The sequence below is a fragment of the Actinomadura sp. NPDC048955 genome, assembly GCF_040649435.1.
GTDB lineage: Bacteria > Actinomycetota > Actinomycetes > Streptosporangiales > Streptosporangiaceae > Spirillospora > Spirillospora luteofluorescens.
On record NZ_JBEZJI010000025.1, the window covers coordinates 92,404 to 117,172 of the forward strand.

The 24,769-nt window shown below is 72.4% G+C and carries 24 protein-coding genes and 1 tRNA gene; 17 read left to right on the plus strand and 8 right to left on the minus strand.

Annotation, left to right across the window (positions count from 1 at the left end; genetic code table 11):
* Positions 1–32: 32 nt before the first annotated feature.
* The gene (locus AB0C84_RS23715) at positions 33–323 is read right to left on the minus strand and encodes a mycoredoxin (protein WP_179843664.1); all 291 of its coding nucleotides are present in this window, start codon (positions 321–323) and stop codon (positions 33–35) included.
* Positions 324–451: 128 nt separating this feature from the next.
* Here AB0C84_RS23715 and AB0C84_RS23720 point away from each other — a divergent pair, with 128 nt between their 5' ends.
* From AB0C84_RS23720 to AB0C84_RS23740, 5 genes are all read left to right on the plus strand, one after another.
* Entirely contained in the window at positions 452–2,518 is a 2,067-nt protein-coding gene (locus tag AB0C84_RS23720) for an ATP-dependent DNA helicase UvrD2 (protein WP_361070038.1), read from the plus strand.
* A 53-nt stretch (positions 2,519–2,571) separates the two neighbouring features.
* Complete coding sequence (tesB, locus tag AB0C84_RS23725) at positions 2,572–3,462, plus strand: acyl-CoA thioesterase II (RefSeq protein WP_179843662.1); 891 nt, start codon at positions 2,572–2,574, stop codon at positions 3,460–3,462.
* Positions 3,463–3,686: 224 nt separating this feature from the next.
* Positions 3,687–4,073 (plus strand): hypothetical protein, encoded by a 387-nt coding sequence (locus AB0C84_RS23730; protein WP_361070041.1) that lies wholly within the window; start codon positions 3,687–3,689, stop codon positions 4,071–4,073.
* Positions 4,074–4,192: 119 nt separating this feature from the next.
* Positions 4,193–4,471, plus strand: coding sequence for a WhiB family transcriptional regulator (locus AB0C84_RS23735; protein ID WP_131877072.1), 279 nt, complete (start codon positions 4,193–4,195; stop codon positions 4,469–4,471).
* Positions 4,468–4,788 carry a hypothetical protein gene (locus AB0C84_RS23740; protein WP_361070044.1) on the plus strand — a complete coding sequence of 107 codons (321 nt, stop codon included), beginning with the start codon at positions 4,468–4,470 and terminating at the stop codon, positions 4,786–4,788. The genes AB0C84_RS23735 and AB0C84_RS23740 overlap by 4 nt, the downstream gene beginning before the upstream one ends.
* Before the next feature lie 212 nt (positions 4,789–5,000).
* Here AB0C84_RS23740 and AB0C84_RS23745 read toward each other — a convergent pair whose 3' ends face one another.
* The gene (locus AB0C84_RS23745; RefSeq protein ID WP_361070047.1) at positions 5,001–6,332 is read right to left on the minus strand and encodes an AarF/ABC1/UbiB kinase family protein; all 1,332 of its coding nucleotides are present in this window, start codon (positions 6,330–6,332) and stop codon (positions 5,001–5,003) included.
* A 173-nt stretch (positions 6,333–6,505) separates the two neighbouring features.
* Between AB0C84_RS23745 and AB0C84_RS23750 the strand changes: the two genes are divergently transcribed.
* The 3 genes from AB0C84_RS23750 (at position 6,506) to AB0C84_RS23760 (ending at position 8,702) form a co-directional block, all read left to right on the plus strand.
* Positions 6,506–7,306 carry an enoyl-CoA hydratase/isomerase family protein gene (locus AB0C84_RS23750; protein ID WP_361070051.1) on the plus strand — a complete coding sequence of 267 codons (801 nt, stop codon included), beginning with the start codon at positions 6,506–6,508 and terminating at the stop codon, positions 7,304–7,306.
* A 137-nt stretch (positions 7,307–7,443) separates the two neighbouring features.
* Positions 7,444–8,034, plus strand: coding sequence for a M48 family metallopeptidase (locus tag AB0C84_RS23755; protein WP_258941441.1), 591 nt, complete (start codon positions 7,444–7,446; stop codon positions 8,032–8,034).
* Complete coding sequence (locus AB0C84_RS23760; RefSeq protein ID WP_361070055.1) at positions 8,031–8,702, plus strand: hypothetical protein; 672 nt, start codon at positions 8,031–8,033, stop codon at positions 8,700–8,702. The genes AB0C84_RS23755 and AB0C84_RS23760 overlap by 4 nt, the downstream gene beginning before the upstream one ends.
* Positions 8,703–8,730: 28 nt before the next feature.
* Here the strand turns inward: AB0C84_RS23760 and AB0C84_RS23765 are convergent, their stop codons facing one another.
* Genes AB0C84_RS23765 through AB0C84_RS23775 form a run of 3 tightly spaced genes read right to left on the minus strand, consistent with a single transcriptional unit; the run spans position 8,731 to position 10,896 of the window.
* Entirely contained in the window at positions 8,731–9,252 is a 522-nt protein-coding gene (locus AB0C84_RS23765; protein WP_361070058.1) for an NUDIX hydrolase, read from the minus strand.
* Positions 9,253–9,304: 52 nt separating this feature from the next.
* Entirely contained in the window at positions 9,305–9,481 is a 177-nt protein-coding gene (locus AB0C84_RS23770; RefSeq protein WP_179843656.1) for a hypothetical protein, read from the minus strand.
* A complete protein-coding gene (locus AB0C84_RS23775) occupies positions 9,478–10,896 on the minus strand; it encodes a zinc-dependent metalloprotease (protein WP_179843655.1) in 1,419 nt (472 codons plus the stop codon). Before AB0C84_RS23775 ends, AB0C84_RS23770 begins: the two co-directional genes overlap by 4 nt.
* A gap of 89 nt (positions 10,897–10,985) precedes the next feature.
* Here AB0C84_RS23775 and AB0C84_RS23780 point away from each other — a divergent pair, with 89 nt between their 5' ends.
* Positions 10,986–12,068 (plus strand): NAD-dependent epimerase/dehydratase family protein, encoded by a 1,083-nt coding sequence (locus AB0C84_RS23780; RefSeq protein ID WP_361070063.1) that lies wholly within the window; start codon positions 10,986–10,988, stop codon positions 12,066–12,068.
* 46 nt (positions 12,069–12,114) lie between these two features.
* Here the strand turns inward: AB0C84_RS23780 and AB0C84_RS23785 are convergent, their stop codons facing one another.
* Positions 12,115–15,036, minus strand: a complete 2,922-nt coding sequence (locus AB0C84_RS23785; RefSeq protein WP_361070066.1) for a UPF0182 family protein — start codon at positions 15,034–15,036, stop codon at positions 12,115–12,117.
* Between the two features lie 119 nt (positions 15,037–15,155).
* Between AB0C84_RS23785 and AB0C84_RS23790 the strand changes: the two genes are divergently transcribed.
* From AB0C84_RS23790 to AB0C84_RS23805, 4 genes are all read left to right on the plus strand, one after another.
* On the plus strand, positions 15,156–15,686 hold the full coding sequence (locus AB0C84_RS23790; RefSeq protein ID WP_179843652.1) for a PPA1309 family protein: 531 nt from the start codon (positions 15,156–15,158) through the stop codon (positions 15,684–15,686).
* A 33-nt stretch (positions 15,687–15,719) separates the two neighbouring features.
* Positions 15,720–16,163 carry a molybdenum cofactor biosynthesis protein MoaE gene (locus AB0C84_RS23795; protein ID WP_361070069.1) on the plus strand — a complete coding sequence of 148 codons (444 nt, stop codon included), beginning with the start codon at positions 15,720–15,722 and terminating at the stop codon, positions 16,161–16,163.
* A 27-nt stretch (positions 16,164–16,190) separates the two neighbouring features.
* Positions 16,191–17,240 (plus strand): PDZ domain-containing protein, encoded by a 1,050-nt coding sequence (locus tag AB0C84_RS23800; RefSeq protein ID WP_361070072.1) that lies wholly within the window; start codon positions 16,191–16,193, stop codon positions 17,238–17,240.
* A gap of 50 nt (positions 17,241–17,290) precedes the next feature.
* Positions 17,291–17,364: transfer RNA gene (locus tag AB0C84_RS23805), tRNA-Met, on the plus strand.
* A 226-nt stretch (positions 17,365–17,590) separates the two neighbouring features.
* Here AB0C84_RS23805 and AB0C84_RS23810 read toward each other — a convergent pair.
* Positions 17,591–18,547: an aldo/keto reductase gene (locus AB0C84_RS23810; protein WP_361070075.1), complete on the minus strand. Its 957-nt coding sequence runs from the start codon at positions 18,545–18,547 to the stop codon at positions 17,591–17,593.
* A 144-nt stretch (positions 18,548–18,691) separates the two neighbouring features.
* Here AB0C84_RS23810 and AB0C84_RS23815 point away from each other — a divergent pair, with 144 nt between their 5' ends.
* Together AB0C84_RS23815 and AB0C84_RS23820 are read left to right on the plus strand one after the other, a co-directional pair.
* Positions 18,692–19,294, plus strand: coding sequence for a TetR/AcrR family transcriptional regulator (locus AB0C84_RS23815; protein WP_361070078.1), 603 nt, complete (start codon positions 18,692–18,694; stop codon positions 19,292–19,294).
* Between the two features lie 107 nt (positions 19,295–19,401).
* A complete protein-coding gene (locus AB0C84_RS23820; protein WP_361070081.1) occupies positions 19,402–20,973 on the plus strand; it encodes an acyl-CoA synthetase in 1,572 nt (523 codons plus the stop codon).
* Here the strand turns inward: AB0C84_RS23820 and AB0C84_RS23825 are convergent.
* Positions 20,966–22,054, minus strand: coding sequence for a helix-turn-helix domain-containing protein (locus AB0C84_RS23825; RefSeq protein WP_361070084.1), 1,089 nt, complete (start codon positions 22,052–22,054; stop codon positions 20,966–20,968). The two genes, AB0C84_RS23820 and AB0C84_RS23825, sit on opposite strands and share 8 nt — an antisense overlap.
* 117 nt (positions 22,055–22,171) lie before the next feature.
* Here AB0C84_RS23825 and AB0C84_RS23830 point away from each other — a divergent pair, with 117 nt between their 5' ends.
* Positions 22,172–23,080 (plus strand): proline dehydrogenase family protein, encoded by a 909-nt coding sequence (locus AB0C84_RS23830; protein WP_361070087.1) that lies wholly within the window; start codon positions 22,172–22,174, stop codon positions 23,078–23,080.
* 9 nt (positions 23,081–23,089) lie between these two features.
* Positions 23,090–24,721 (plus strand): L-glutamate gamma-semialdehyde dehydrogenase, encoded by a 1,632-nt coding sequence (pruA, locus tag AB0C84_RS23835; RefSeq protein WP_338740780.1) that lies wholly within the window; start codon positions 23,090–23,092, stop codon positions 24,719–24,721.
* The last annotated feature ends 48 nt before the right edge of the window (positions 24,722–24,769 follow it).

Consider the following 24,769-nt stretch of genomic DNA (forward strand, 5'->3'; position numbering starts at 1 on the left):
CCGGACGGTCGGCGGGCCCTTCTCGTCGGGGCTCAGCCCGCGTCGGCGATCTGGGCGAGGCGGCGCTTGACCTCCTTGGCGCTGGGGTTGGTCGCGGCCGTGCCGTCGGGGAACACCAGGGTCGGGACCGTCTGGTTCCCGCCGTTCACGCTCATCACGAACTCGGCTGCCGCGGGGTCGCGCTCGATGTCGACCTCCACCATCTGGATGCCGTCCCGGGCCAGCTGGCTCTTCAGCCGCCGGCAGAACCCGCACCAGGTCGTGGTGTACATGGTGAGCTGGCCGGCCGCGCCCTTGGCCCGGTCGGTCGTCGGCGTCGCCATCGCTTCCGCGTCTCCTTGCGCTCGGGGGTGTGCCTCCGCAAGAACAGTAGACAGCCGTTTCCCATTCCGCGCTGTCCACAGGCGGCGGGATGGCTGATACAGGTGGGGCGGGCTGCGAGTATGGGGGAATGTCAGCTGAGTCGGTGCTGGAGGGACTCGACCCCGAGCAGCGGGCGGTCGCCGAGGCGGTGAAGGGCCCGGTGTGCGTCCTCGCGGGCGCCGGGACGGGCAAGACCAGGGCCATCACCCACCGGATCGCCTACGCCACCCTCACCGGCGTCGTCACGCCGCAGCGGGTGCTCGCCGTGACGTTCACCACACGGGCGGCGGGGGAGCTGCGCAGCCGGCTGCGCCAGCTCGGCGCGCCCGGCGTGCAGGCCCGCACGTTCCACGCGGCCGCCCTGCGGCAGCTCCACTACTTCTGGCCGCGCGTCGTCGGCGGCGAGCCGCCGAAGATCGTCGACTCGAAGATCGGGCTGGTCGCGGACGCGGCGCGGGCGTGCCGGCTCACGCTCGGCCGCACGGAGCTGCGCGACGTCGCGGGCGAGATCGAGTGGGCGAAGGTCACCCAGAACCGCCCCGAGGACTACCCGGCCGCCGTCGTGAAGGCGGGCCGCCGCCCGCCCGCCGAGGTCGTCGACGTGGCCCGCGTCTACGCGATGTACGAGCAGCTCAGGCGCGAGCGCAACCTGCTCGACTTCGAGGGCATGCTGGAGCTGACCGCCGCCGTCCTCACCGAGCACCGCGAGGTCGCCAACCAGGTCCGCGAGCAGTACCGGTACTTCGTCGTCGACGAGTTCCAGGACGTCAACCCGCTGCAGAAGATGCTGCTCGACACCTGGCTCGGCGACCGCGACGACCTGTGCGTCGTCGGCGACCCCAACCAGACGATCTACTCCTTCACCGGCGCGTCCCCCTCCCACCTGCTCGACTTCACCCGCGAGCACCCGGACGCCAAGATCGTCAGGCTCGTCCGCGACTACCGCTCGACGCCGCAGGTCGTCCGGCTGGCGAACGGGGTGATCGGGCAGGCGCGGGGCGCGCGGTACAGACTGGAGCTGGTCGCGCAGCGCGAGAACGGGCCCGAGCCCGTGTTCAACGAGTACGACGACGAGGTCGCCGAGGCCGACGACGCCGCCCGGCGGGCCCGCAAGCTCATCGAGGAGGGCGTTCCCGCGCGGGAGATCGCGATCCTGTACCGCATCAACGCGCAGTCCGAGACGTACGAGTCGGCGCTCGCGGCCGTCGGCGTCCCGTACGTGCTGCGCGGCGCGGAGCGCTTCTTCGAGCGGCCCGAGGTGCGCGAGGCGGTGGTCCGGCTGCGCGGAGCGGCCAGGGCGGGCGCCGACGCCGAGACCGACGGCATGGGGCTGATCCAGACCGTCCGGCACGTCCTGAGCGGGGCGGGGTTCTCCGACCGGCCGCCCGAGGGCGCGGGCGCGGCCCGCGCGCGCTGGGAGTCGCTCGCCGCGCTGGCGCAACTCGCCGAGGACATGGCCGCCGACAACCCCGGGGCCGGGCTCCCCGACTTCGTCTCCGAGCTGGAGGAGCGCGCCGCCGCGCAGCACGCGCCGCCGCTGGAGGGCGTCACGCTCGCGTCGCTGCACGCCGCCAAGGGCCTGGAGTGGGACGCGGTGTTCCTCGTCGGGCTGGCCGAGGGCACGCTGCCCATCGTCTACGCCAAGACGCCCGAGCAGATCGAGGAGGAGCGCCGCCTCCTGTACGTCGGCGTGACGAGGGCCCGCGTGCACCTGAACCTGTCGTGGGCGCTGGCGCGCTCGCCCGGCGGGACGCAGGCGCGCCGCCCGTCCCGCTTCCTCGACGGCCTGACCGGCAAGACCACCACGCACACGCCCGCGCGAGTCGACCGGTCGAAGCGGCGTCCCGCCAAGGGGCCGCAGCCGTGCCGCGTCTGCGGGCGCCCGCTGACCGCCGCCGTCGAGCGCAAGCTCGGCCGCTGCGAGGACTGCCCCTCCGAGCTGAACGAGGAGCTCCTCCTCGCGCTCAGGGAGTGGCGCGCCGGGGTGTCGGCCGAGCAGAAGGTGCCCACGTACGTGGTGTTCACCGACGCGACGCTTCAGGCGATCGCCGAGCACGCCCCCGAGTCCCTGGAGGACCTGGCCCGCATCCCCGGCGTCGGCAGGGTCAAGCTCGACCGCTACGGCGAGGCCGTCCTCGGCCTCTGCGGGCACTGACACCACCGGGGTGAGACGCGGCTCACTCGTGCCGATAGGGAAGACTGGCCGCCGTGAAGGAATCGCTGAAGGCACTGCTGGACCTGCTCGACCTGGAGCAGATCGAGAACGACATCTTCCGCGGCCGCAGCCCCGAGGAGCGGCGGCAGCGCGTGTTCGGGGGGCAGGTCGCCGGGCAGGCGCTCGTCGCCGCCGGGCGCACCGTCCCCGCCAACCGGCCCGTCCACTCGCTGCACGCCTACTTCATCCGGCCCGGCGACCCGCTGGTCCCGCTCGTCTACACCGTCGACCGGGTCCGGGACGGGCGGTCCTTCACCACCCGCCGCGTCACCGCCGTCCAGCACGGCAAGGCGATCTTCACGCTGTCGGCGTCGTTCCAGATCCACGAGGACGGCCCGTCCCACCAGGCCCCGATGCCGGACGCACCGGCGCCGGAGACGCTGCCGGACGGCCTGACCCGCCTCACGCCGCTGTTCGGCGAGGTCGGCGCGCGCGAGTTCGTCACCCGCCGCCCGTTCGACATCCGGCACGCGACGCCGCTGACGTGGGAGGCGGCCAAGGACCCCGCCCTCGCCACCCCCGAGTCGAAGGTGTGGCTGAAGGTGGACGGCGAGCTGCCGCACGACCCGCTGCTGCACGTGTGCCTGATGACCTACGCCTCGGACATGACGCTGCTCGACACCGTCCTGCTCAACCACGGGCTGGCCTGGGGCGACAAGCGGACGATGGGCGCCAGCCTCGACCACGCGATGTGGTTCCACCGGCCGTTCCGCGCCGACGACTGGCTGCTGTACTACCAGGACACGCCGTTCGCCGGCGGCGCCCGCGGGCTCGCCCGCGGCCAGGTGTTCACCCGCTCGGGGGAACTGGTCGTGTCGGTCATGCAGGAGGGCCTCGTCCGGGTCTCCGACACCGAGCGCGAGCGTCCGCGGACCCGTCCGTGAGATGATCGTTCCGTACGAGGCTCCCGGGAGCTTCGACGCTCGCGAGGCGTCCCGGGTTCGGCGGAACGAGGGTGAACTCCCCCACGAAACCGCAGGTCAAAAATATCTTGCTTGATTCGGCGGAGTCGCCGTACGCTCGACGCGAGCAATCAACCGGCCGCCCGGTGTGGATCTTGAATCCGCCGGTCCCGGCCCGAGGAGCCAGAGAGGTGGTGTGCAGTCCGGTGAGCAACACGTTGATCAAATCCGCGTCGTCCTGGACCGCGGCCTGCCCCGGCACCTCGATGCTCGGCATCTCCGTGTCCCGCGCCCCGATGACCCGTCTCTCGAAGCCCGGCGAGTCCGTCGCGTATCTCGAGGCGTCCGTCGTCGAGACGTCCGCGCCGCGACAGCGCGAGCGCGGCATGTGGCTGCGCGACGAGCGCGGGCTGCGCGGGACGAATCTGCGTGATCTGCGCTTCGAGCAGCGAATCCAGGACGACCAGGGGTGCAGTGTCTTCGAACACCTCGTCGAGGACATGAGCGCTCCGGCTCCGGCCACGGCCCACACGGGCGTCACCTTCACGGGTGGCGTGTCGGGTCCGTATCCCTGGAGGCGACGACCGGTCTAGAACGAAGACCGGCAAGCCCCCAGGCCGCGGATCCAGACACCGGATCCGCGGCCTTCTTCTTTGTCCAGACCCACCGACACGCCCGTTGAGATCCAACGAGAGGAACAAGGGTGACTGTGATGCAGGGGGCTCTCGCAGTAAGCGAGGAGGACCTCACGCTTCCGTGCCGGACCGATCCGGAGCTGTTCTTCGCCGAGGCTCCCGCCGACGTCGAGCTCGCCAAGGCCCTGTGCCTGGAGTGCCCGCTCCGCAAGGAGTGCCTCGCCGGGGCGCTGGAGCGCAAGGAGCCCTGGGGCGTCTGGGGCGGCGAACTGTTCGTCCGCGGTGTGATCGTGCCGCGCAAGCGGCCGCGCGGCCGCCCGCGCAAGCACCCGCGGCCCGACGAAGTGACGGTGTGAGGGCGACGATGCCCGCCACGCCGGTGATCGGCCGGACCGACCCCGGAGGCGCGGCCCCCGCGCGGGGACCGCGCCTCCGGGCGGCCGAGGAGAACGAGATGACGATGCTCAGCGAGATGACGTTGCTCAGCCAGGACCTGTCCCGGGAGCGAATACCGGCGTCCGCGCCCGAGGAGCTCGCCGCCCGTGTGGTCGCGCTCAGGCGCGCCCGCCGGGAGGCGCGGACGAGGGCGTCGCGGGTGCGGCGCGTGCTGCTCGCCCCCACCGCGGGCGGCGACGCGTACGCGCACCCGCAGCGGCCGCGGCACCGGGACTGACGCACGAACGGGGAGACGACGCAGGACTGACAGGCGTGGAGCCCGCGGGTCGCAGGCCGCCGTCCGTTCTTTCTTGGATGGTTTGGCGGACGGTACGCCTCCCGGCGGGCGCGTGGAGCGCGTCCGGTGGCCCACTCACCGGACCGCGCGAAGAGCGGGGCCCCGCACACCTCATCAGTGCGCGGGGCCCCCGGGCCTTTCCGGGCGGAGGGTCAGCCGCCGACCAGCTCGCCGTCGGCGTCGTCGGCGAAGCCGGGCACCCACTTCAGCGACTCGGCGCGGGCCGGGATCTCGCATTCCAGCTGGCACAGCACGCCGGTGCCCGCCGACAGCACCCGGTGGATGATCACGTATTCGGGCGGCAGGTTCAGCTGCCGGACGACGTTGGACGGCCGCAGGTCGGTGACCCGGGCGGCCATGTCGCGCAGCCACTCGCGGTTGAACTTGAACGTCTCGGTGACGAACGGCTCGGTGATCGGCGCGAGGAACGCCTGCAGCGACTCGGCGTCGATCTCCACGCCCTCGCGGATGAAGTCCTCCCGGCGCAGTGCCTCCTCGACCTCGTCGATGTCGGCCATCGTGCCGATCCGCAGCAGCAGCCCGAGCCGCTTCTGGAACCCGCCGGGGATGCGGTCGACGGCGCCGAAGTCCAGGACGCCGAGCCGGCCGTCCTCCAGCAGCCGGAAGTTGCCGGGGTGCGGGTCGCCGTGCAGCATGCCCGACCGCTTCGGCCCCGACAGCAGGAACCTGCAGTACAGCAGGGCCGCGTGGTCGCGGGTCTCCTGGTCCCCATCACTGATGATCTTCGAGAGGGCGGTGCCGTCCATCCACTCGGTGATCAGGATGTTGCCGGACTGCGCGATGACCTCGGGGATGGCGAAGTCGGGGTCGTCCAGGTAGGCCTCGCGGAACCGGGTCTGCGACTCGGCCTCGATCGTGTAGTCGAGCTCCTCGACCACCCGCTCCTTGAGCTCGGCCAGCATCGACTTGACGTCCAGGCCCGGCATCAGCACCCCGAACAGCCGGCCCAGCCGGGCGAGCTGGTTGAAGTCGCTGATCAGCGCCTTGCCCGCGCCCGGGTACTGCACCTTCACCGCGACGGCCCGGCCGTCGTGCCAGACGGCCCGGTGCACCTGGCCGATCGACGCGGCGGCGGCCGGCCGGTCGTCGAACGACTCGAAGTAGTCCCGCCAGTCCTCCCCGAGGAACTCCTCCAGCACCTTGTGGACGGTCGACACCGGCAGCGGCGGAGCGGCCTCCTGCAGCTTGGTCAGCGTGGCCCGGTACGGCCCGGCGATCTCCGGCGGAAGCGCCGCCTCGAAGATCGACAGCATCTGGCCGAGCTTCATCGCGCCGCCCTTGAGCTCGCCGAGCACCTTGAACAGCTGCTCGGCGGTCCGGGTCTGGATCTCCAGCGCGACCGTCTCCGCCGGGCGGCCGAGCGTCCGCTTTCCCATGCCGAGGGCGGTGCGTCCCGCGAAGCCGATGGGGAGGGACGCCAGCTTTGCTGACCGCGTCACCGCGCGGCGGGGAAGATCGCTCACGCCGACCATTGTCGATGATCCACTGTCGTTCACGCCACAACCATCCCGAACTCTCCCCGGAGCCGGAACCGGCCCACCCGTCTGACCTGGTCAAACGCGGTAAGTGTGCGCTTTCTCACGCGGGGGAGGGGCCGCCCGGCCCGCGGCGCGGCGGGCGCGGTACGGTGCCGGCCATGTTCGCGGAGCCTGCCGATGTGCTGCTGATCGAACGCCGTCCCGACGGGGTCGCCGTCCTCACCCTGAACGACCCCGGCCGCCGCAACGCGATGGCGGACGACCTCACCGCCGCGTGGAAGCGGGCCGTCGAGGACCTGCGCGCCGACGCCGGGCTGCGCTGCGTCGTCGTCACCGGCGCGGGCACCGCCTTCAGTTCCGGCGGCGAACTTTCCTGGCTGGCCGGCACCGGCGACGTCGCCGTCCCGCCGCTGCGCGACCGGATGCTGGAGTTCTACCGGACGTGGCTCGCGATCCGCGGCCTGGAGGTGCCGACGATCGCCGCCGTCAACGGGCACGCCGTCGGCGCCGGCCTCTGCCTCGCGCTGGCCTGCGACCTGCGGTACGCGGCCCGCGACGCCAAGCTGCTCGCCCCGTTCACCGCGCTCGGCCTGCATCCCGGCATGGCCGCGACCTGGCTGTTCCCCGAGGTCGCCGGGCTGCCGCTGGCCCGGGAGATGCTGCTGGCCGGCCGGGTCCTCACCGGCGCCGAGGCCGCCGGGCACGGCCTGGTCAACCAGGCCTTCCCGCGCGAGGACGTGCTCGCGGAGTCCCTCGCCGTCGCCGCGCGGATCGCCGCGCAGGCGCCGATCGCGACCCGGCTCACCAAGGTCGCCCTGGCGAACGGCGGCCACCCCGACATGGAGTCGGCGCTGCGCTGGGAGTCCCTCGCCCAGCCGGTGACGATGGCGTCCCGGGACATGCGCGAAGGGCTCGCGGCGCAGCGGGAGAAGCGCAGCCCGCAATTCTCAGGTGAGTAAAGTGCGCGGGCACACTGCCGCGGCCCTCCGCGAGATTGGTGGAAGCGTTGGAGAACTGTCCAAAACGTAGGGGTTGACCTGCGGTAACGTCAAACACCCCCTGTGGATTCGGCAAAAATTCGAGTACGGTTCTGACCGTGCCCCCTAACGTTGAGGTCCGCCGGAGCCCGAGGCGCAGGCGCACCGTGTCCGCCTACCGTGAGGGCGACAAGGTGGTGGTGATGGTTCCGTCCAGGCTGAGCAAGGCCGAAGAGGAACAATGGATCGCGACCATCCTCGAACGCCTCGCGGAGAGGGAGCGCCGGCGGCGGCCCACCGACGCCGACCTCCAGTCCCGTGCCCGCGAGCTGTCCCGCCGCTACCTGGCCGGCCGCGCCGACCCGGTCAGCGTCCGCTGGGTCGCCAACCAGCGCGCCCGCTGGGGATCGTGCACCCCCGACGACGGCACCATCCGGCTGTCCACGCGGCTGCGCGGCATGCCCGGCTGGGTCGTCGACTACGTCCTGGTCCACGAGCTGGCGCACCTGCTCATCCCCGGGCACGGCGCCGACTTCTGGCAGCTGGTCGGCAACTATCCGAAGGCCGACCGCGCCCGCGGCTACCTGGAGGGCGTCGCCGCCGCCGCCCACCTGCCGCTCGAAGCGGACGTCCCCGACGACGTGGCGGACATCCACCACCGCGACGGGCTGCACCCCGGCGAGGAGTACCCGCACGAGGCCGCCGGGTGACCGACCAGGTCACCGCGGGCCGGACGCACGAAGGCCCCGCGCGCTGCGCCGCCGTGCTCTCCTGGCCGTCGCGCCGCTCCGCCGTGCCGCCCGGCCTCGACCCGGAGGACTTCCGGCTCGCGCTGCTCGAAGACACCTACGAGGTCGTCGCCGGACTCCAACTGGTGACGCCCGCGCTCGTCCTCGACCCCCCCGACCAGCCGGACGCCGAGGCCGTCACCTGGCCGGGCACGCCGATCGTCCGCGAGGCCACCCTCGCCGGCGCGTTCGCCGCCCTGCACGCCCTCGGCGCCGGGACCGCCGCGCTGGTCGCCCCCGACGCCCCCGACCTGCCGCCGCTGCTGCTCGGTAAGCTCTTCCGCGCCCTCGGCACCGCCCCGGCCGCCGCCTGCCGGGCCGAAGGAGGCGCCGGCGGGAACGGCCTGGTCGCCCTAGCCGCCCGCCTGCCGCTGCCCGGCTGGCTCGCCGGCGCCCTGCGCGAGGTCGACCTCGACACCCCCGACGCCCTCGCCCGGCTCCGCGCCGCCGCGCCGCGCCCCGGCCTCGTGCCGCAGGGCCCCGGCTGGCACCGCCTCCGCACCCCCGACGACCTGCGGTTCCTGGACCCCGGCCTGGAAGGCTGGGAGAGCACCCGCGCCCTCCTGGAAGGCCACCCGCTCGGCCGCTGACCGGCGCCCGCCGCCGGACCCGCGGGCGTCAGACGCCCGCGGCCACCGCCCGGGCCACCAGCCGCCGGACCGCCGCGTCGGCCGAATCCGGTAGATCGTCCACCGGGAACCAGCGGAGATCGTCGGACTCGTCCGAGATCGCGTGCCGCGCACCCGGCGGAGCGACCGCGACGTACTGCACGTCCAGATGCCAGGTGCCCTGCGGATGGCAGTGGACCTCGTGGCGGTCGAGCTGCACGGGCCCCGGCACCAGCCGCAGGCCCGCGATGCCCGACTCCTCCGTCGCCTCCCGGAGCGCCGCGCCCGCGAGCGCGAGATCGCCCCGCTCGCAATGCCCGCCGAGCTGGAGCCACGCCTTGACCTTCGAATGCAGCGTCAGCAGCACCCGGGTACCGGACGCGTCGAGCACCGCGGTGCTGGCGGTGATGTGCCCGTCCGCGCACTCGCGCCACAGGCCGTCAGCCGGATGCTCCTCCAGATGCCGCAGGAACTCCAGCCGCAGCCCGTCCTGCCCGGGATCGGGCGCCTGCCAGGACGAGAGGACGCGCACGGCGTCGCCGTGAAGGGCCCCGGACGTCACGGCCGCGTGCCCGGCGATCGCCTCACGTGCGGCCGACGCGCGGGTAGCGGGAGTTGGCCGGGTGGCGGCGGCGCCGCTCCTGGTCGAGCGGGCGCTGCCAGCACAGGCTCGCCCGCGCGACCCGCCGCCGGATCGCGTTCGTGGACGAGCCGGGCTCGTACCGGCAGCCGTTCACCCGCGATGGGCGCGACGGGCTCATGCGCGCGGCCCCTCGTCGCCGGGCCCCCGCTCGCCGCCGGGACCGCCGCCGTCCGGCTCCTCACCGGCGTCGCCGGACTCCTTCTCGTCGGGCTTCTCGTCGGGCTTCTCGTCCTCGTCGAGACCCCTGGTGAGCTTGGACAGGTCGATGTCGGACAGGCCCTCGATCTCGTCGCGGCCGTGGACGAAGCCCTCCGGATCGTCGAGGTCGTCGGACGTCGGCAGCAGGTCGGGGTGCTCCCAGACCGCGTCCCGGCCCTCCGTGCCGCGCGCCTCGGTCAGCGACCGCCACAGCGCCGCCGCCTCCCGCAGCCGGCGCGGCCGCAGCTCCAGGCCGACGAGCGTCGCGAACGTCCGCTCCGCCGGGCCGCCCGTCGCGCGGCGCCGCCGCACCGCCTCCGCCAGCTTCACCGAGCCGGGCAGGCGGCCCTGCGCGGCCTCGTTCACGACCGTGTCGACCCAGCCCTCGACCAGCGCCAGCGTCGTCTCCAGCCGGGCCAGCGCCGCCTTCTGCCGCGGCGTCTCCTCCGGCTGGAGCTGGATCTCCCCGCCGAGCGCCTCCTGGATCGCCTCCGGGTTGCTCATGTCGAGCCCCTGCACGGCCTGCTCGATGCCCGACAGGTCGACGGTGATCCCGCGCGCGTACTCCTCGACCGCGCCCAGCAGGTGCGAGCGCAGCCACGGCACGTGCGCGAACAGCCGCTGGTGCGCGGCCTCGCGCAGCGCCAGGTAGAGCCGCACCTCGTCGAGCGAGACCTCCAGGCCCTCCCCGAACGCCTCGACGCCCGCGGGCAGCAGCGCCCCGACGCCGTCGGGCGCCAGCGGCAGCCCCACGTCCGCGGAGCCGGTCACCTCGCGGGCCAGCCCGCCGAGCGCCTGCCCGGCCTGCCCGCCGACCATCGCCCCGGCCATCTGCTTGACCATCCCGATCAGGGGGCCCGCCATCGCCTGCATCTCGGCGGGCATCTCGCCGCCGCCGAGCGCCCCGCCCATCGAGTCGACCATGCGGGACGCGATCGGGTCGCACACCTTCGCCCACACCGGGAGCGTCTGCTCGATCCACTCCGACCGGCTCCACGCCTGCGGCGCGCGGATCCCGGCGGGCAGCGTCGTCCGCTCGTCCAGCCACAGCTCCGCCAGGCGCAGCGCCTCCTCGACCTGGCGGCGCTCGGTGTCGACCACCGACGGGTCGCCCTGCTCCACCACGGTGTGCCGGGCGATGTTCTTGGCCAGGTCCCAGTTCAGGGGGCCGCCGCCCTCGCCGCCCGCACCCTGCGCGCCGATCATGTCCGCGAACCGGTGCAGCATGTCGGCGAACTGGGCCATGTCGCCGCCCATGCCCTTGAACGGATCCTGGGGCCGGTCGTCGTCGTCGCCGTCCCCGGGACGGTTGAAGCCGAACGGAGTGTCACTCATCGGTTTGCCCCTGGGATGCATGATGGGCTCATATCCGCAACGTTAGCCGGTCCCGGCAAGGTCGCGTACTCAAGGAAGGGGGCACCTCCGTGGCAACGGGCAAGGTTCGCCCTCGGCGTAGCAAGGGCCCGGTCGTCGCCGTCACCGGCGCGGCCACCGGCGCGGGGCGGCTGCTGGCCGCCCGGCTCGCCGAACGGGAAGAGATCCGCAAGGTCGTCGCCATCGACGGGCACCGCGGCGACGTGCCCGGCGTCACGTGGCGTGTCGTCGACATCAGGGATCCGCTGCTCCCCGGACGGCTCTCCGACGTCGACGTGATCGTCAACCTGGACCTGGAACGGTCCCCGGACGTGGACCCGCGCGAGCGCCGCACCCACAACGTCCGCGGCGCCCAGACCGTGGTCACCGCCGCCGCGGCGGCCCGCGTCCGGCGCGTGGTCCTCGTCACGTCGGCGATGGTCTACGGGGCGGGGCCCGGCAACGACGTGCCGCTCGGCGAGGACGCGCCGCTGCTCGCCGAGGCCAGCACCTCCATCGCCGGCGACTACCTGGAGATCGAGGAGCTGGCCGCCACCGCGCACCTCACCCACCCCGGGGTGGAGGTCACCGTCGTCCGCCCGGCGGCGCTCGCCGGGCCCGGCGTGGACACCGTCGTCACCCGGCACTTCGAGGCGCCCCGGCTGCTGTCGGTCAAGGGCAGCACGCCCGGCTGGCAGTTCTGCCACATCGAGGACCTCGCGTCCGCCCTGGACGTCGTCGTCACCGAGAACGTGGCCGGCCCCCTCGCCGTCGGCTCCGAGGGCTGGCTCGGCCCCGAGGAGGTGGCCGAGATCACCGGCAAGCGCACCATCGAGCTGCCCGCCGCCCTCACCTTCGGGATGGCGCAGCGCCTGCACCGGCTCGGCATGACGCCCGCGCCCGCCACCGACCTGCACTACGTCGCCTACCCGTGGGTCGTGGACTGCGCGCGGCTGCGCGCCGCCGGCTGGAAACCCCTCCACGACAACGCCGCCGCCCTGCGCGCCGTCATGGAGGAGACCGCCGGACGGCACGCCGTCGTCGGCCGCCGCGTGGGCGGCAAGGAGGCCACCATGGCCACCGCCGCGGGAGCCACCGTCGCCGCGATCGGCGCGGCGGCCGCCATCCGGCGCGCCCGCAAGCGCCGCCGCTGAACCCCGGCGCGACCGTCCGGCCCGGCTGGGCCGGGCGGTCGCGCCGTCAGCTCGCGGACGGGGTGGCGCTGGGCGAGGCCGACGGCGATCCCGACGGGCTCGGCGACGGGCTGGGGGAGGTCTTCGGCGGCTCCTTGCCCGCGGCCGACAGCGCGGCCTGCGCGTCCTTGATCCGCTTCCAGGCCTCGCCCATGCCCGGGTAGTCGCCCTTCTTCTGGGCGCTCTCGTAGTCGGCCACGGCGGCCTTCAGATCCTCGATCGCCTTCTGGGCCGACGCGCTCAGCTGCTGGCCCGGCGGCACCGGTGACCCCGGCTGCGGCGGGGCGGCGCTACTGCCGCTGCCGCCGAGCACCTGCTTCAACGCCTCGTCGAGCGTGTCGGCCGCGGCGATGCCCTCCCCGTACCGCACGAGAATCTTGCCGCGGATCGGGTAGGGCTGCTGCTCCGAGCCGCCCGCCGCCTTCGTGTACATCGGCTCCACGTACAGCAGGCCGCCGCCGAACGGGATCGTCAGCAGGTTGCCCGGGACGGTCTTCGTCCCGCCCTGCCGCAACGCGAACAGATCGGCCTTCACCTTCGGATCGGTCTCGAAGGAGTTCTGCACCTGACCCGGCCCCGACGGCTGCGCGTTGCGCGGCATCTGCAGGATCTGGATCTGCCCGTAGTCGCGCCCCGGCGTCGACCCCACCGACATGAACGCGGCGAGCTGCGGGTTGCCGCGCGGGTTGAACACCGTGGTCAGCGAGAAGGACTGGGCGTCCTGGCCCGGCATCCGCAGGCTCTGGTAGTAGGGAGGCTGCTGCCTGCCCTTTGCGGACGGGTCCTCGGGCACCTCCCAGAAGCCCTCCCCGTTGTAGAACGCCGACGGGTCCGTCACGTGGTACTTCGTGAGGACCTTCCGCTGGACCTTGAACTGGTCCTGCGGGTAGCGGAAGTGCGACTCCAGCTCCGGCGGGATCGACGACCGGGGCTGCACCGTGCCGTCGAACACCTTCATCCACGTCTTGGTGATCGGGTCGTTCTCGTCCCACTGGTACAGGTGGACGGTGCCGTCGTAGGCGTCCACCGTCGCCTTCACCGAGTTGCGCAGGTAGTTGATGTGGTCGTTGGCCTGCCGCGCCACCGCCGACCGCGTGTCGGTGATCGTGTCGCGGGTGGCCTCCCCGAGGCTCATCTCCTCCGAGTACGGGTAGCTCCCCGACGTCGTGTAGCCGTCCACCACCCACAGGATGCGGCCGTTGACCACCGTCGGGTACGGGTCGCCGTCCAGCGTCAGCCACGGCGCCGCCTTCTGCACCATCTGCCGCGGCGACCGGTCGTAGAGGATCTTCGCGTTCTTGTCGATCGCGCCCGACAGCAGCAGGTTCTTGTCCTGGAACTTCGCCGAGTACAGCAGCCGGTGCGCGAACGAGTCGACGGGGACGCCGCCCTGCCCGTCGTAGGTGCTGCTCTGCTGCCCCGAAGGGCTGTTGTCCGGGTAGTTCAGCTCCTGCTGGCCGCGCCCGCCGACCACCGAGTACCGCGGCGAGCGCTCCCCGAAGTAGATCTCCGGCTGCGCCACCTTGATCGGCTGGTTCGGGGACGCCGGCATGTCCGGGGTGATGAAGGCCGGCTCCGTCGAGTCGAAACGGTCGCCGTAGGCGGAGACGAACCCGTAGCCGTGCGTGTAGACCATGTGGTCCTTCACCCAGCTGCGCTGCCCCACCGGCGCCCCGGACAGCTCGCGCAGCGCCACCACGGTGTCGACGAGCTTGCCGTCCACCTGGTAGCGGTCGACGTCCAGCGTGTCGGGGAACCGGTAGAACGGCCGGATCCGCTGCAACTGCTGGAACGTCTCGCCCACCACGTTCGGGTCGAGGACGCGCACCCCGCTCTGCCCGAGCTTGGCGGCCTCGTCCTGCAGGGCCTTCTTGTCGGTCACCGGCTGCGACCCGTACGGGACGACCCGCGCCCCGTCCACCCCGTAGGCCTTGCGCGTGAACTCGATGTTGCGCTGGATGTACTGGCGCTCCCTGGCCAGCTCGTCGGGCTTCACCTGGAACTGCTGGATCAGCAGCGGATACACCCCGCCCAGCAGGATCGCCGACAGCACCAGCAGCGTGAACCCGACACCCGGCAGCATCATGCCGCGCCGCAGCAGGTTGCTGAAGAACATGGCGGCGCACAGCAGGGCGATCACGGCCAGGATCGTCTTCGCCGGAAGCAGCGCGTTCACGTCCGTGTAGGACGCTCCCGTCGCCACCCCGCGCTCCGAATGCACCAGCCCGTACCGGTCGAACCAGTACGCGACCGCCTTCAGCAGGATGAACAACCCGAACAGCACCGACAGGTGCGCCCGCGCGGGCGGGCTCGCCTTGTCGCCCGGCCCCTGCAGCCGCAGCCCCCCGTACAGGTAGTGCACCATCACCGCGGCCAGGATCGACAGGATCACGGTCGCGAAGACCACCCCGATGACGAGGCGCAGGAACGGATACGTGAAGACGTAGAACGAGACGTCCTTGTGGAACTGCGGATCCTTCACGCCGAACGGCGTCCGGTTCAGGAACGCCAGCCACACGGGCCACTGGCCCGCCACCGACGACCCCGTCAGCATCCCCAGCACCCCGAGCAGCCCCCACGCGATCAGCCGCCGCCGCGGGTCGATCACCGCCCGGTAGCGCTCCAGGCCCTGCTGCTCCACCGACAGCGGGCGGTACGCCGGGCGCAGCCGGTACGCCACCACCACGTTCGCGCCCACCACCAGCGCCATCAGCAGCCCCGCCCCGAAGAACAGCACCGCCTTCGCCCGCAGCTGCGTCGTGTAGACCGACGAGAAGCCGATCGAGCGGTACCAGAGCAGGTCCGTGTACACGGCCGTGAAGACCAGGAACGCCATCAGCAGCGCGGCCAGCGCCACCAGCGCCGGCAGCAGCGGCCGCGTCCGTCCGGTACCGAGCCGGCGCCCGAAACCGGGAGTCCGGAAGGTCAAGTGGCCCCTCCGATCGAGGATCTCTCCCACCGGCCGCCCGGCGGTGCTGTAGATGCAACTTACCGACTGGGACGGGGGTTCCCGCACTTCCCCGTGCTGAATGGGGGAAAGATGGGCCTGTGAGTCTTCTGGAAGAAGTCGTGCTGGACCTCGAACGTCACTCGGCCCAGGAGGGCTGGGACAGCGCGCCGCGCATCTACGCCCTCGTCCGCAGCTCCGAACTGCGCCGCGCCGAACCCGAGCTCGCCGAACAGCTCGGCCTGCAGGAGGGCGCCGACACCCTCGCCGCCCTCGAACAGCCCGCCCTGCCCGACCAGGCCGGCGTCGAGGACGCCCTCGCGACCATCGCCTGGCCCGACACCGTCGAAGGCTGCGCCCTCGTCCTGGAACGGATCGTCCTGCCCCCCGAGGTCGAGGAGGAGATCCCCGAGGACGAGGCCCAGGCCGCCGAGTTCGCCGCCTCCCACCCCCGGCGCGAGGACGTGCGCATGATCGTCGGCGTGCTGCGCGGCGGCGCCCGCCACTCCGCCCTCCGGCTCCGCCGCCACGACACCGACGACGAGCTCCTCACCGGGCCCGACCTCGTCCCCGCCCTCGCCGAGGCCCTCGCCGCCACCCTCGAACCCGACGAGCCCGGCGCACCCGCGTGAAGCCGGCCGCGGCCGGGAGGTAGCCTGCGGGACGTGAGCCAAAGCGCTACCGGCGGGGACGCCATCCGGCTGATCGGCGTCCGCGACACGCCCCTGTCCATCGACGAGGTGTACGCCGCCGTCGGCGCCCCCGGCGCCGGCGGCACCGCCGTCTTCGCCGGCACCGTCCGCGACATCGACCACGCCCGCGCCGTCACCGCGCTCTCCTACAGCGCCCACCCCACCGCCGAACGCGAACTCCGCGCCGTCATGGAGAAGGTCGCCGCCGACTACCCCGTCCTCGGCCTCGCCGCCCTCCACCGAGTCGGAGACCTCCGCATCGGCGACATCGCCGTCGTCGTCGCCGCGTCCTGCCCCCACCGCGAAGAAGCCTTCGCCGCCTGCCGCCGCCTCATCGACGACCTCAAGGCCCACGTCCCCATCTGGAAGCACCAGACCTTCGCCGACGGGGGAGACGAGTGGGTCGGAGCCTGCTGAGGGCGCGAACCGCATAGAGTTTCCGGCATGTCTCGTCGTGCCGCCACGCTCACCCTCGCGAGCGTGCTCGTCCTCGTGCTCGCCGTCATCGGCTCCGTCATGCGCGTCCCCTACGTCGCCCTGATGCCCGGCCCCACGAGCAACACCCTCGGCACGAACGACAAAGGCCAGCCCCTCATCAGGATCGAAGGCCGCCAGACCTACCCCGACCAGGGCCACCTCAACTTCACCACCGTCACCTACCGCGGTGGCCCCGGCGGACGCATCGACCTGTTCACCGCCCTGCGCGGCTGGATCGCCGGCGACACCGCCATCGTCCCCGAAGAGACGATCTTCCCGAAGAACGAGTCGCCCAAGCAGGTCGACCAGGAGAACACCCGGGCGATGCAGGACTCCCAGCAGAACGCCGAAGCCGCCGCCCTCCACGAACTCGGCGTCCCCGTCACCACCCGCGTCGTCGTCGACGGCGTCCAGAAGGGCCGCCCCGCCGACGGCGCCCTCGAACCCGGCGACGAGATCACCGCCCTCGACGGCGCCGCCGTCACCAGCGTCTCCCAGGTCACCGGCACCATGGCCAAACGCCCCATCGGCGCCCCCGTCACTCTCGACTACACCCGCGACGGCAAGAAGGCCAAGGCCACCCTCAAGACCGTCGCCGACCCCAGCGGCAAACGCGCCGTCGTCGGCATCGTCCTGTCCGACCAGTACAAGTTCCCCTTCAAGATCGACATCAGCATCGGCGACATCGGCGGCCCCTCCGCCGGCCTCATGTTCTCCCTCGCCATCGTCGACAAACTCACCCCCGGCCCCCTCACCCAGGGCAAGTTCATCGCCGGCACCGGCACCATCACCCCCGACGGCAAGGTCGGCCCCATCGGCGGCATCCAGCAGAAGATGATCGCCGCCCGCAGGGCCGGCGCCACCGTCTTCCTCACCCCCAAGGACAACTGCGCCGACGCCGCCGGCTCCCGCCCCGACGGCCTCCGCCTCGTCCGCGCCGACACCCTCCACGACGCCGTCCAATCCCTCAACGCCCTCACAAGCGGCAAAGGCACCGTCCCCGCCTGCACCCGCTGACGCCGCCCGTACCAACCACCCCCACCCATGCCCTAGACTTGAATCAACACCGCGGGGTGGAGCAGTTCGGTAGCTCGCTGGGCTCATAACCCAGAGGTCGCAGGTTCAAATCCTGCCCCCGCTACTGGTCCTAGGGTCCTCCTGGTCGCCGCTTTTGCGGCTTCCCCAGGGGGACCCTTCGCGTTGCCCGGGGGACGATCCCCCGGAGCCCCCTGTGCCTCCGCCATCCCCCACCCGCCCGCCCCTGGGGCTTCGCCCCTAGACCCCCCTCGGGCTTCGCCCTTCGAATCCTCGGGGTCGGTCCTTGTTTCTCGCCCCCGTCCTCGACCCCCCCTCGGGAGCCCTGGGGTCTACCAGGCGTAGGCCTCGGGGGCGGGGTTCGGGCCGTTGGGGGCGGGGGGCGGGAAGATCTCGTTCAGCCGGGCCAGGGTGCGGGGGGCCAGATCGATCTCCAGGGCGCGCAGCGTGCCGTCCAGCTGGTCCATCGTCCGCGGGCCGATGATCGGGCCGGTGACGCCCTCCTGGGCCAGCAGCCACGCCAGGCCGACGTGGGCGGGGTCCTCGCCCAGGTCGGCGCAGAGCTTCTCGTACGCCTCGACGGACTCCCGGCGCTCCTCCAGCGCGGCGGCCCACAGGCCCGTGCCGCTGCGGGCCGCGCTGCCCTCGCGCTCCTTGCGCAGGACGCCGCTGAGGACGCCGCCGTGCAGCGGCGACCACGGGATCACGCCCAGGCCGTACTCCCGCGCGGCGGGCAGCACCTCCAGTTCGGCCCAGCGCGACATCAGGTTGTAGATCGACTGCTCGCTGACCAGCCCGAGGAAATGCCGGGTCCGCGCGGCCTCCTGCGCCTGCGCGATGTGCCAGCCGGCGAAGTTGGACGACCCGAAGTACAGCACCTTGCCCTGCCCGCGCAGGACGCTGAACGCCTCCCAGATCTCCTCCCACGGAGTGCCCCTGTCGATGTGGTGCATCTGGTACAGGTCGATGTGGTCGGTCCGCAACCGCTTCAGGGACGCCTCGACCGCGCGCCGGACGTGCAGCGCGGACAGCCCCCTGTCGTTGGGGCCGTCGCCCATCGGCCCGTAGACCTTCGTGGCGAGGACGGTCCTGTCGCGGCGGCCGCCGCCGGTCGCGAACCACCGGCCGATGATCTGCTCAGTGCGGCCCGCGCCGTCCTCCCCGCCGTAGATGTCGGCGGTGTCGAAGAAGTTGATCCCGTCCTCGTGCGCCCGGTTCATGATCGCGTGGCTGTCCGTCTCGGACGTCCTCGTGCCGAAGTTCATGGTGCCGAGAACCAGCCGGGACACGGAGAGACCGCTACGGCCCAGACGGGTGTACTCCATGGGTTGCCCTCTCTTACTTGCGTCGTGTCGGATGCACTGAAGCTACAACTTGCTACATCCGTGTTGCAAATCTGCGTCGAGTCGTGACACTGCCGTATGCTTTCGCGCATGAAGACCCCTCGTCAGCCGAGGTCCGGAGGCGGGCGGCCGATGCGCGCGGACGCCGAGCGGACCGTGACGGTGATCCTGGAGGCGGCCGAACGCACCCTCGGCCGCGATCCGGCGGCCACGATGGAGCAGATCGCCGAGGCCGCCGGTGTCGCCCGCACCACGGTCCACCGGCGCTTCGCCACCCGCGAGGCGCTGATCCAGGCCCTGGCCGGGTGGGCCGCCCAGCGGTTCGCCGACGCGGTGGACGCCGCTCACCCGGACACGGCGCCGCCCCTGGTCGCCCTCTACCAGACGACCGCGAACGTCCTCGACGTCAAGGTCGGCTGGGGGTTCGCGATGAGCCGGGCGTCCTCGGCCGACCCCGAGGTGGCGAAGGTGTACGCCGACGTCCGGGAGACGTGCGAACGGCTGTTCCGCCGAGCCCGGGAGGCGGGCGTCCTCCGCGACGACGTCGACATCCACTGGACGCGCCGCGTCTACTACGCGCTGATCCACGAGGCGTCCGCGAACCGGGAGGGGGAGGACACCGGCGCCCTCGCGACCCTCGTCGTCGACACCCTGCTCCGTGGCGCGGGCACCCCCCGTCCCGACCGCCTGTGACCCCCTTTCGGGGGTGGTGGGGGTGCGGGGTCGTGTGGTTATGATCTGGCCCTGCCGCTCTCACCTGGCGTTTCGCGGTCGGTGAGGGCTCTGGGGAAGGTGGCCTTGTGTCTGTTGTGGGGCGGGCTCGTCGGCACTCGGTGGGGGATCTGCTGCATCGGACGGCGCGGCGGGACCCTCGGAAGCTGGCCGTCGTCAGCGGGGAGCTGCGGGTCACGTACGCGGAGTTCGACGCCGCGGTGAACCGGGCCGCGCACGCGCTGGCGGCGCGGGGGCTCGGCAAGGGGGACCGGCTCGCGCTGCTCAGCCACAACTGCTGGCAGTACGCCGTCACCGTGTTCGCCACGGCCAGGCTCGGCGTGGTGCTCGTCCCCGTGAACTTCATGCTGAACGCCGAGGAGATCGCCTACATCCTCGGGCATTCGGGGGCGTCCGGGATCATCGCGGAGGACGCGCTCGCCGCGACCGCGCAGAAGGCGCTCGACGCGGCCGGCGTCCAGGACGGGGTGCGCGGATGGATCCCGCTGTCGGGCGCCGCGCCGGGCGACGGGTGGGAGGACGCCGACGCCTGGTGGCGCGACGGGCCCTCCACGGCGCCGGACGTCCAGGTCGAGGACGACGACCCGCTGCGGATCATGTACACCTCGGGGACCGAGTCGCGGCCCAAGGGAGTGGTGCTGACCAGCCGGTCCCTCGTCAGCCAGTACGTGAGCTGCGTGATCGACGGCGAGATGGGCGCCGACGACGTCGAGGCGCACACCCTGCCGATGTACCACTGCGCGCAGCTCGACTGCTTCTTCTCCGTCGACGTCTACCTGGGCGCCACCAGCATCATCCTGCCGGGGCCCGACCCGGCGGCGCTGCTGGAGACGATCGAACGGGAGAAGGTCACCAAGCTCTTCTGCCCGCCGACCGTCTGGATCTCGCTGCTGCGCCACCCCGACTTCGACCGGCGCGACCTGTCGAGCCTGCGCAAGGGCTACTACGGGGCGTCGCCCATGCCCGTCGAGGTGCTCCGGGAGCTGATGCGGCGCCTGCCCGACGTGCGGCTGTGGAACTTCTACGGGCAGACGGAGATGGCTCCGCTCGCCACCATCCTCAAGCCGCACGAGCAGCTCGACCGGGCCGGCAGCGCGGGACGCGCGGCCATCAACGTGGAGACCATGCTCGTCGACGACGAAGGCGAGCCGGTGAAGGCGGGAGAGGTCGGCGAGATCGTCCACCGCAGCCCCCACGCCGCGCTCGGGTACCACCGCGACGAGGAGAAGACCGCCGAGGCCTTCCGGGACGGGTGGTTCCACTCCGGTGACCTCGGGATCATGACCGAGGACGGCTACCTGTCGGTGGTCGACCGCAAGAAGGACATGATCAAGACCGGGGGCGAGAACGTCGCCAGCCGGGAGGTCGAGGAGGCCGTCTACGAGCTGGACGGGGTGGCCGAGGTCGCCGTCTTCGGGATCAGCCACCCGCACTGGATCGAAGCCGTCACCGCGGTGGTCGTGCCGAAGCCCGGTGCCGCACTGACCGTGGACGGCATCCATGCCCACGCACGTGAGCGGCTCGCCCCCTACAAGCGCCCCAAGTACGTCGTTCTCGCGGACGCGCTGCCCAAGAACCCCAGCGGCAAGATCCTCAAGCGGGATCTGCGGGAGCGGCACGCCGGCCTCGCCGTCAGGTGAGGTGGTCGGCGAGTGTCAGGGCCAGGTGCAGGGTCAGGCGGTCCTGGCCGTCGGTGAGGGTGAGGGACGTCAGCTCCTCTATGCGGCGCAGGCGGTGGTAGAGGGTCTGGCGGTGGATGTTCAGGGTCTTCGCGGTCTCCTGGACGTTGCCTGCCAGGTCCAGGTAGGTGCGGGCCGTCGCGGCGAGGTCCTTGTGTTCGAGGAGGCGTTCGGTTCCCGGGGTTTGGGTCGTCTGGGCCAGGGCCTCGTCGCCTGCCGTGCGGAGTAGGCGCAGGACGCCCAGGGACGTCCAGTCGCGGGTCTCGCCCGGGGCGGCGGTGCGGGCCGCCACGCGGGCTCGAAGCCAGCCTTCGTGGACGTCGTCCAAGGTGGGGCAGGGGGAGTACACGCCCGTCTGGACGGGGGCGTTGCGTTCTTCCAGCAGGCGGCGTGCGCGGGCCAGGGCGGCCGGGGCGCTGGCCACGGGGAGGAGCAGGACGTGGTCGCGCTGCCACACCGTCGCCAGGACGGAGTGGGGGAGCAGCCACGGGTTCAGGGGCTCGGGGCTCGGGGTGCGCAGGACCGCCACCGTGAGGGGGGTGTCGACCGCCCCCGCGTCGGTGAGGTCGTCTGCGGCCTGTGTCCGGACGTCGGGGTGCGTGGACAGCAGGTCGGCGACCTTCCAGCCGAGGTCGTCGCGCTCGCGGGCCTCGCGGGCCATGAGCAGGCCCGCGCGCTCGCACAGGGGCATCGCCCTGGCCGCCTGGGGATCGGTGATGCGCTGCCGGTCGTCCAGCAGCCAGAGGTAGCCGTAGGTGACGTTGTTCCAGCGGACCGGCAGGCACAGGCGGGCGAGCTGGCCCAGCGCGGCGTCCGCCGGGATGCGTACGGGGCCCGCCGCGCGGGCGATGCCGTGGCGCTCGAAGCGGGCGCGGACGGCCTCGGTGGCGCGGCGGTGCAGGATCGAGTCCATCCGGACGGGGTCGATCGTGTCGCCGTGCGCGGCGTAGGCGACCAGGTGGAAATCGCGGTCCTCCAGGGTCGCGGGCGCGCCCAGGAGGTCGGCCGCCTCTTCCACGATCTCCTGGAGGTCGAGTGCCATTCCTGTTCCTTCGTACATCTGTATGAGGACGAGCCACTCTGAAAGTGGCGTTTGACTATAGGGGGTGCGGGGTGGTGCTCCTAACGTGCGAGGTGTTCCTTGACGTTGGAGGGTTCCATGCTCAGCCCGCTTCTCCTCGCCGCCGCGCGCAGCGGACGGATGCGCGATGTCCTCACCTCCGTGCCGCTGACCAGGGGCGTGGTCGACCGGTTCGTCGCCGGTGACGATCTCGACGCCGCGCTCGAGGCCGCCGGCGAACTGCGGGGCGGCGGGCTGGAGGTCACCCTCGACCACCTGGGGGAGGACACCCGTGAACCCGCCCAGGCGCGGGCGACCCGGGACGCCTACCTGCGGTTGTTCGAGGCGTTCGAGGAGCGGGGGCTCGCCGGGGGTTCCGACGCCTCGGTGAAGCTGTCCGCGCTCGGGCAGGCGCTGCCCGGCGACCTCGCGCTCGACCACGCGCGGGAGATCTGCTCCGCGGCGGGACGGGTCGGCATGACCGTCACCCTCGACATGGAGGACCACACGACCGTGGACTCCACGCTGGAGGTCCTCGGGAAGCTGCGGGTCGACTTCCCCTGGGTCGGGGTCGCCGTCCAGGCGATGCTGCGGCGCACCGAGGGCGACCTGCGGGACCTCGTGGGCGAGGGGTCGCGCGTGCGGCTGGTCAAGGGCGCCTACGCCGAGCCCGCGTCGGTCGCGTTCCAGAGCAGGCACGAGGTGGACCGCGCGTACGTCCGGGCGCTGCGGCGGCTCATGTCGGGCGACGGGTACCCGATGGTCGCCAGCCACGACCCGCGGATCATCGAGATCGCGCTGTCCCTGGCCGCCGATCGGTCGCCCGCCTCCTACGAGTTCCAGATGCTCTACGGGATCCGGGCCGCCGAGCAGCGGCGGCTCGCGCAGGCCCACCGGATGCGCGTCTACGTCCCCTACGGGGCCGACTGGTACGGCTACTTCATGCGGCGGCTCGCCGAGCGGCCCGCCAACCTCACCTTCTTCCTCCGTTCGTTCGTCTCCCGCTAAGGAGTTTCCATGGACGCCGTCACCAACGTTCCGACACCGGCGAACGAGCCGGTGCGCGGCTATGCGCCCGGCAGCGCCGAGCGGGCCAGGCTGGAGGCCGAGCTCGCCGAGCTGACCGCCGAGACCCCGATCGACCTGCCCATGACGATCGGCGGCGAGCGGCGGCTCGGGGCGGGCGCCAAGGTCGCCGTCGTCCAGCCGCACCGGCACGCGTCGGTCCTCGGCACGTTCGGCACCGCCACCGAGCAGGACGCGCGCGACGCCGTCGCCGCGGCGCTGGAGGCCGCGCCCGCGTGGCGGTCGATGGCCTTCGACGACCGCGCCGCGATCTTCCTGCGGGCCGCCGACCTGCTCGCCGGGCCGTGGCGGGAGACGCTGCTGGCCGCGACGATGCTCGGGCAGTCCAAGACCGTCCAGCAGGCGGAGATCGACAGCCCCTGCGAGCTGGTCGACTTCTGGCGCTTCAACGTGCACTTCGCCCGGCGGATCCTCGCCGAGCAGCCGATCAGCGGCCCCGGCGTGTGGAACCGGTCCGACCACCGGCCGCTGGAGGGGTTCGTCTACGCGATCACCCCGTTCAACTTCACCGCGATCGCCGCGAACCTTCCGACCGCGCCCGCCCTGATGGGCAACGTCGTGGTGTGGAAGCCGTCGCCCACGCAGACCTACTCCGCCGTCCTGCTCATGAGGCTGCTGGAGGAGGCCGGGCTCCCGCCGGGCGTCATCAACCTGGTGACCGGTGACGGGCTCGCCGTGTCGGACGTGGCGCTCCAGCACCCCGACCTCGCCGGAATCCACTTCACCGGCTCCACCGCGACGTTCCAGCACCTGTGGAAGACCGTCGGCGCCAACATCGAGAAGTACCGGAGCTACCCCCGGGTCGTGGGGGAGACGGGTGGCAAGGACTTCGTCGTCGCGCACCCGTCCGCCGACCCGGCCGTGCTGAAGACGGCGCTCGTCCGGGGCGCCTTCGAGTACCAGGGGCAGAAGTGCTCCGCCGCGTCCCGCGCCTACGTCCCGCGCTCCATCTGGGAGAACGGGTTCAAGGAGGAGCTGGCCGCCGAGGTCGACGGCCTCACCATGGGCGACGTCGCCGACCTGTCCAACTTCATGGGCGCCGTCATCGACGAGCGGGCCTTCGCCAAGAACAAGGCCGCCATCGAGCGCGCCCAGGGCGACCCGGACGTCGAGATCGTGGCCGGCGGGACCTGCGACGACTCCGTCGGGTACTTCGTCCGGCCCACCGTGCTCGTGTCCGGCGACCCCGAGAACGAGATCTTCCGGACCGAGTACTTCGGGCCGGTCCTCGGCGTCCACGTGTACGACGACGAGCAGTACGACGCGATGCTCGCCCAGATGGAGTCGGTCGCCGACTACGCCCTGACCGGCGCCGTCATCGCCACCGACCGGGCCGCGGCGGCGCACACCGCCGAGGTGCTCCGGTACGCGGCCGGCAACTTCTACATCAACGACAAGCCCACCGGCGCCGTCGTCGGGCAGCAGCCGTTCGGCGGCGCGCGGGCCTCCGGCACCAACGACAAGGCCGGCTCGGTGTTCAACCTGCTGCGCTGGACGTCCCCGCGTTCGATCAAGGAGACGTTCGTCCCGCCGACCGACTACCGGTACCCGCACATGGGGTAGGCGCCCTCCCGGCCCTGGCGGGCCCGCACCCGGACGGGTGCGGGCCCG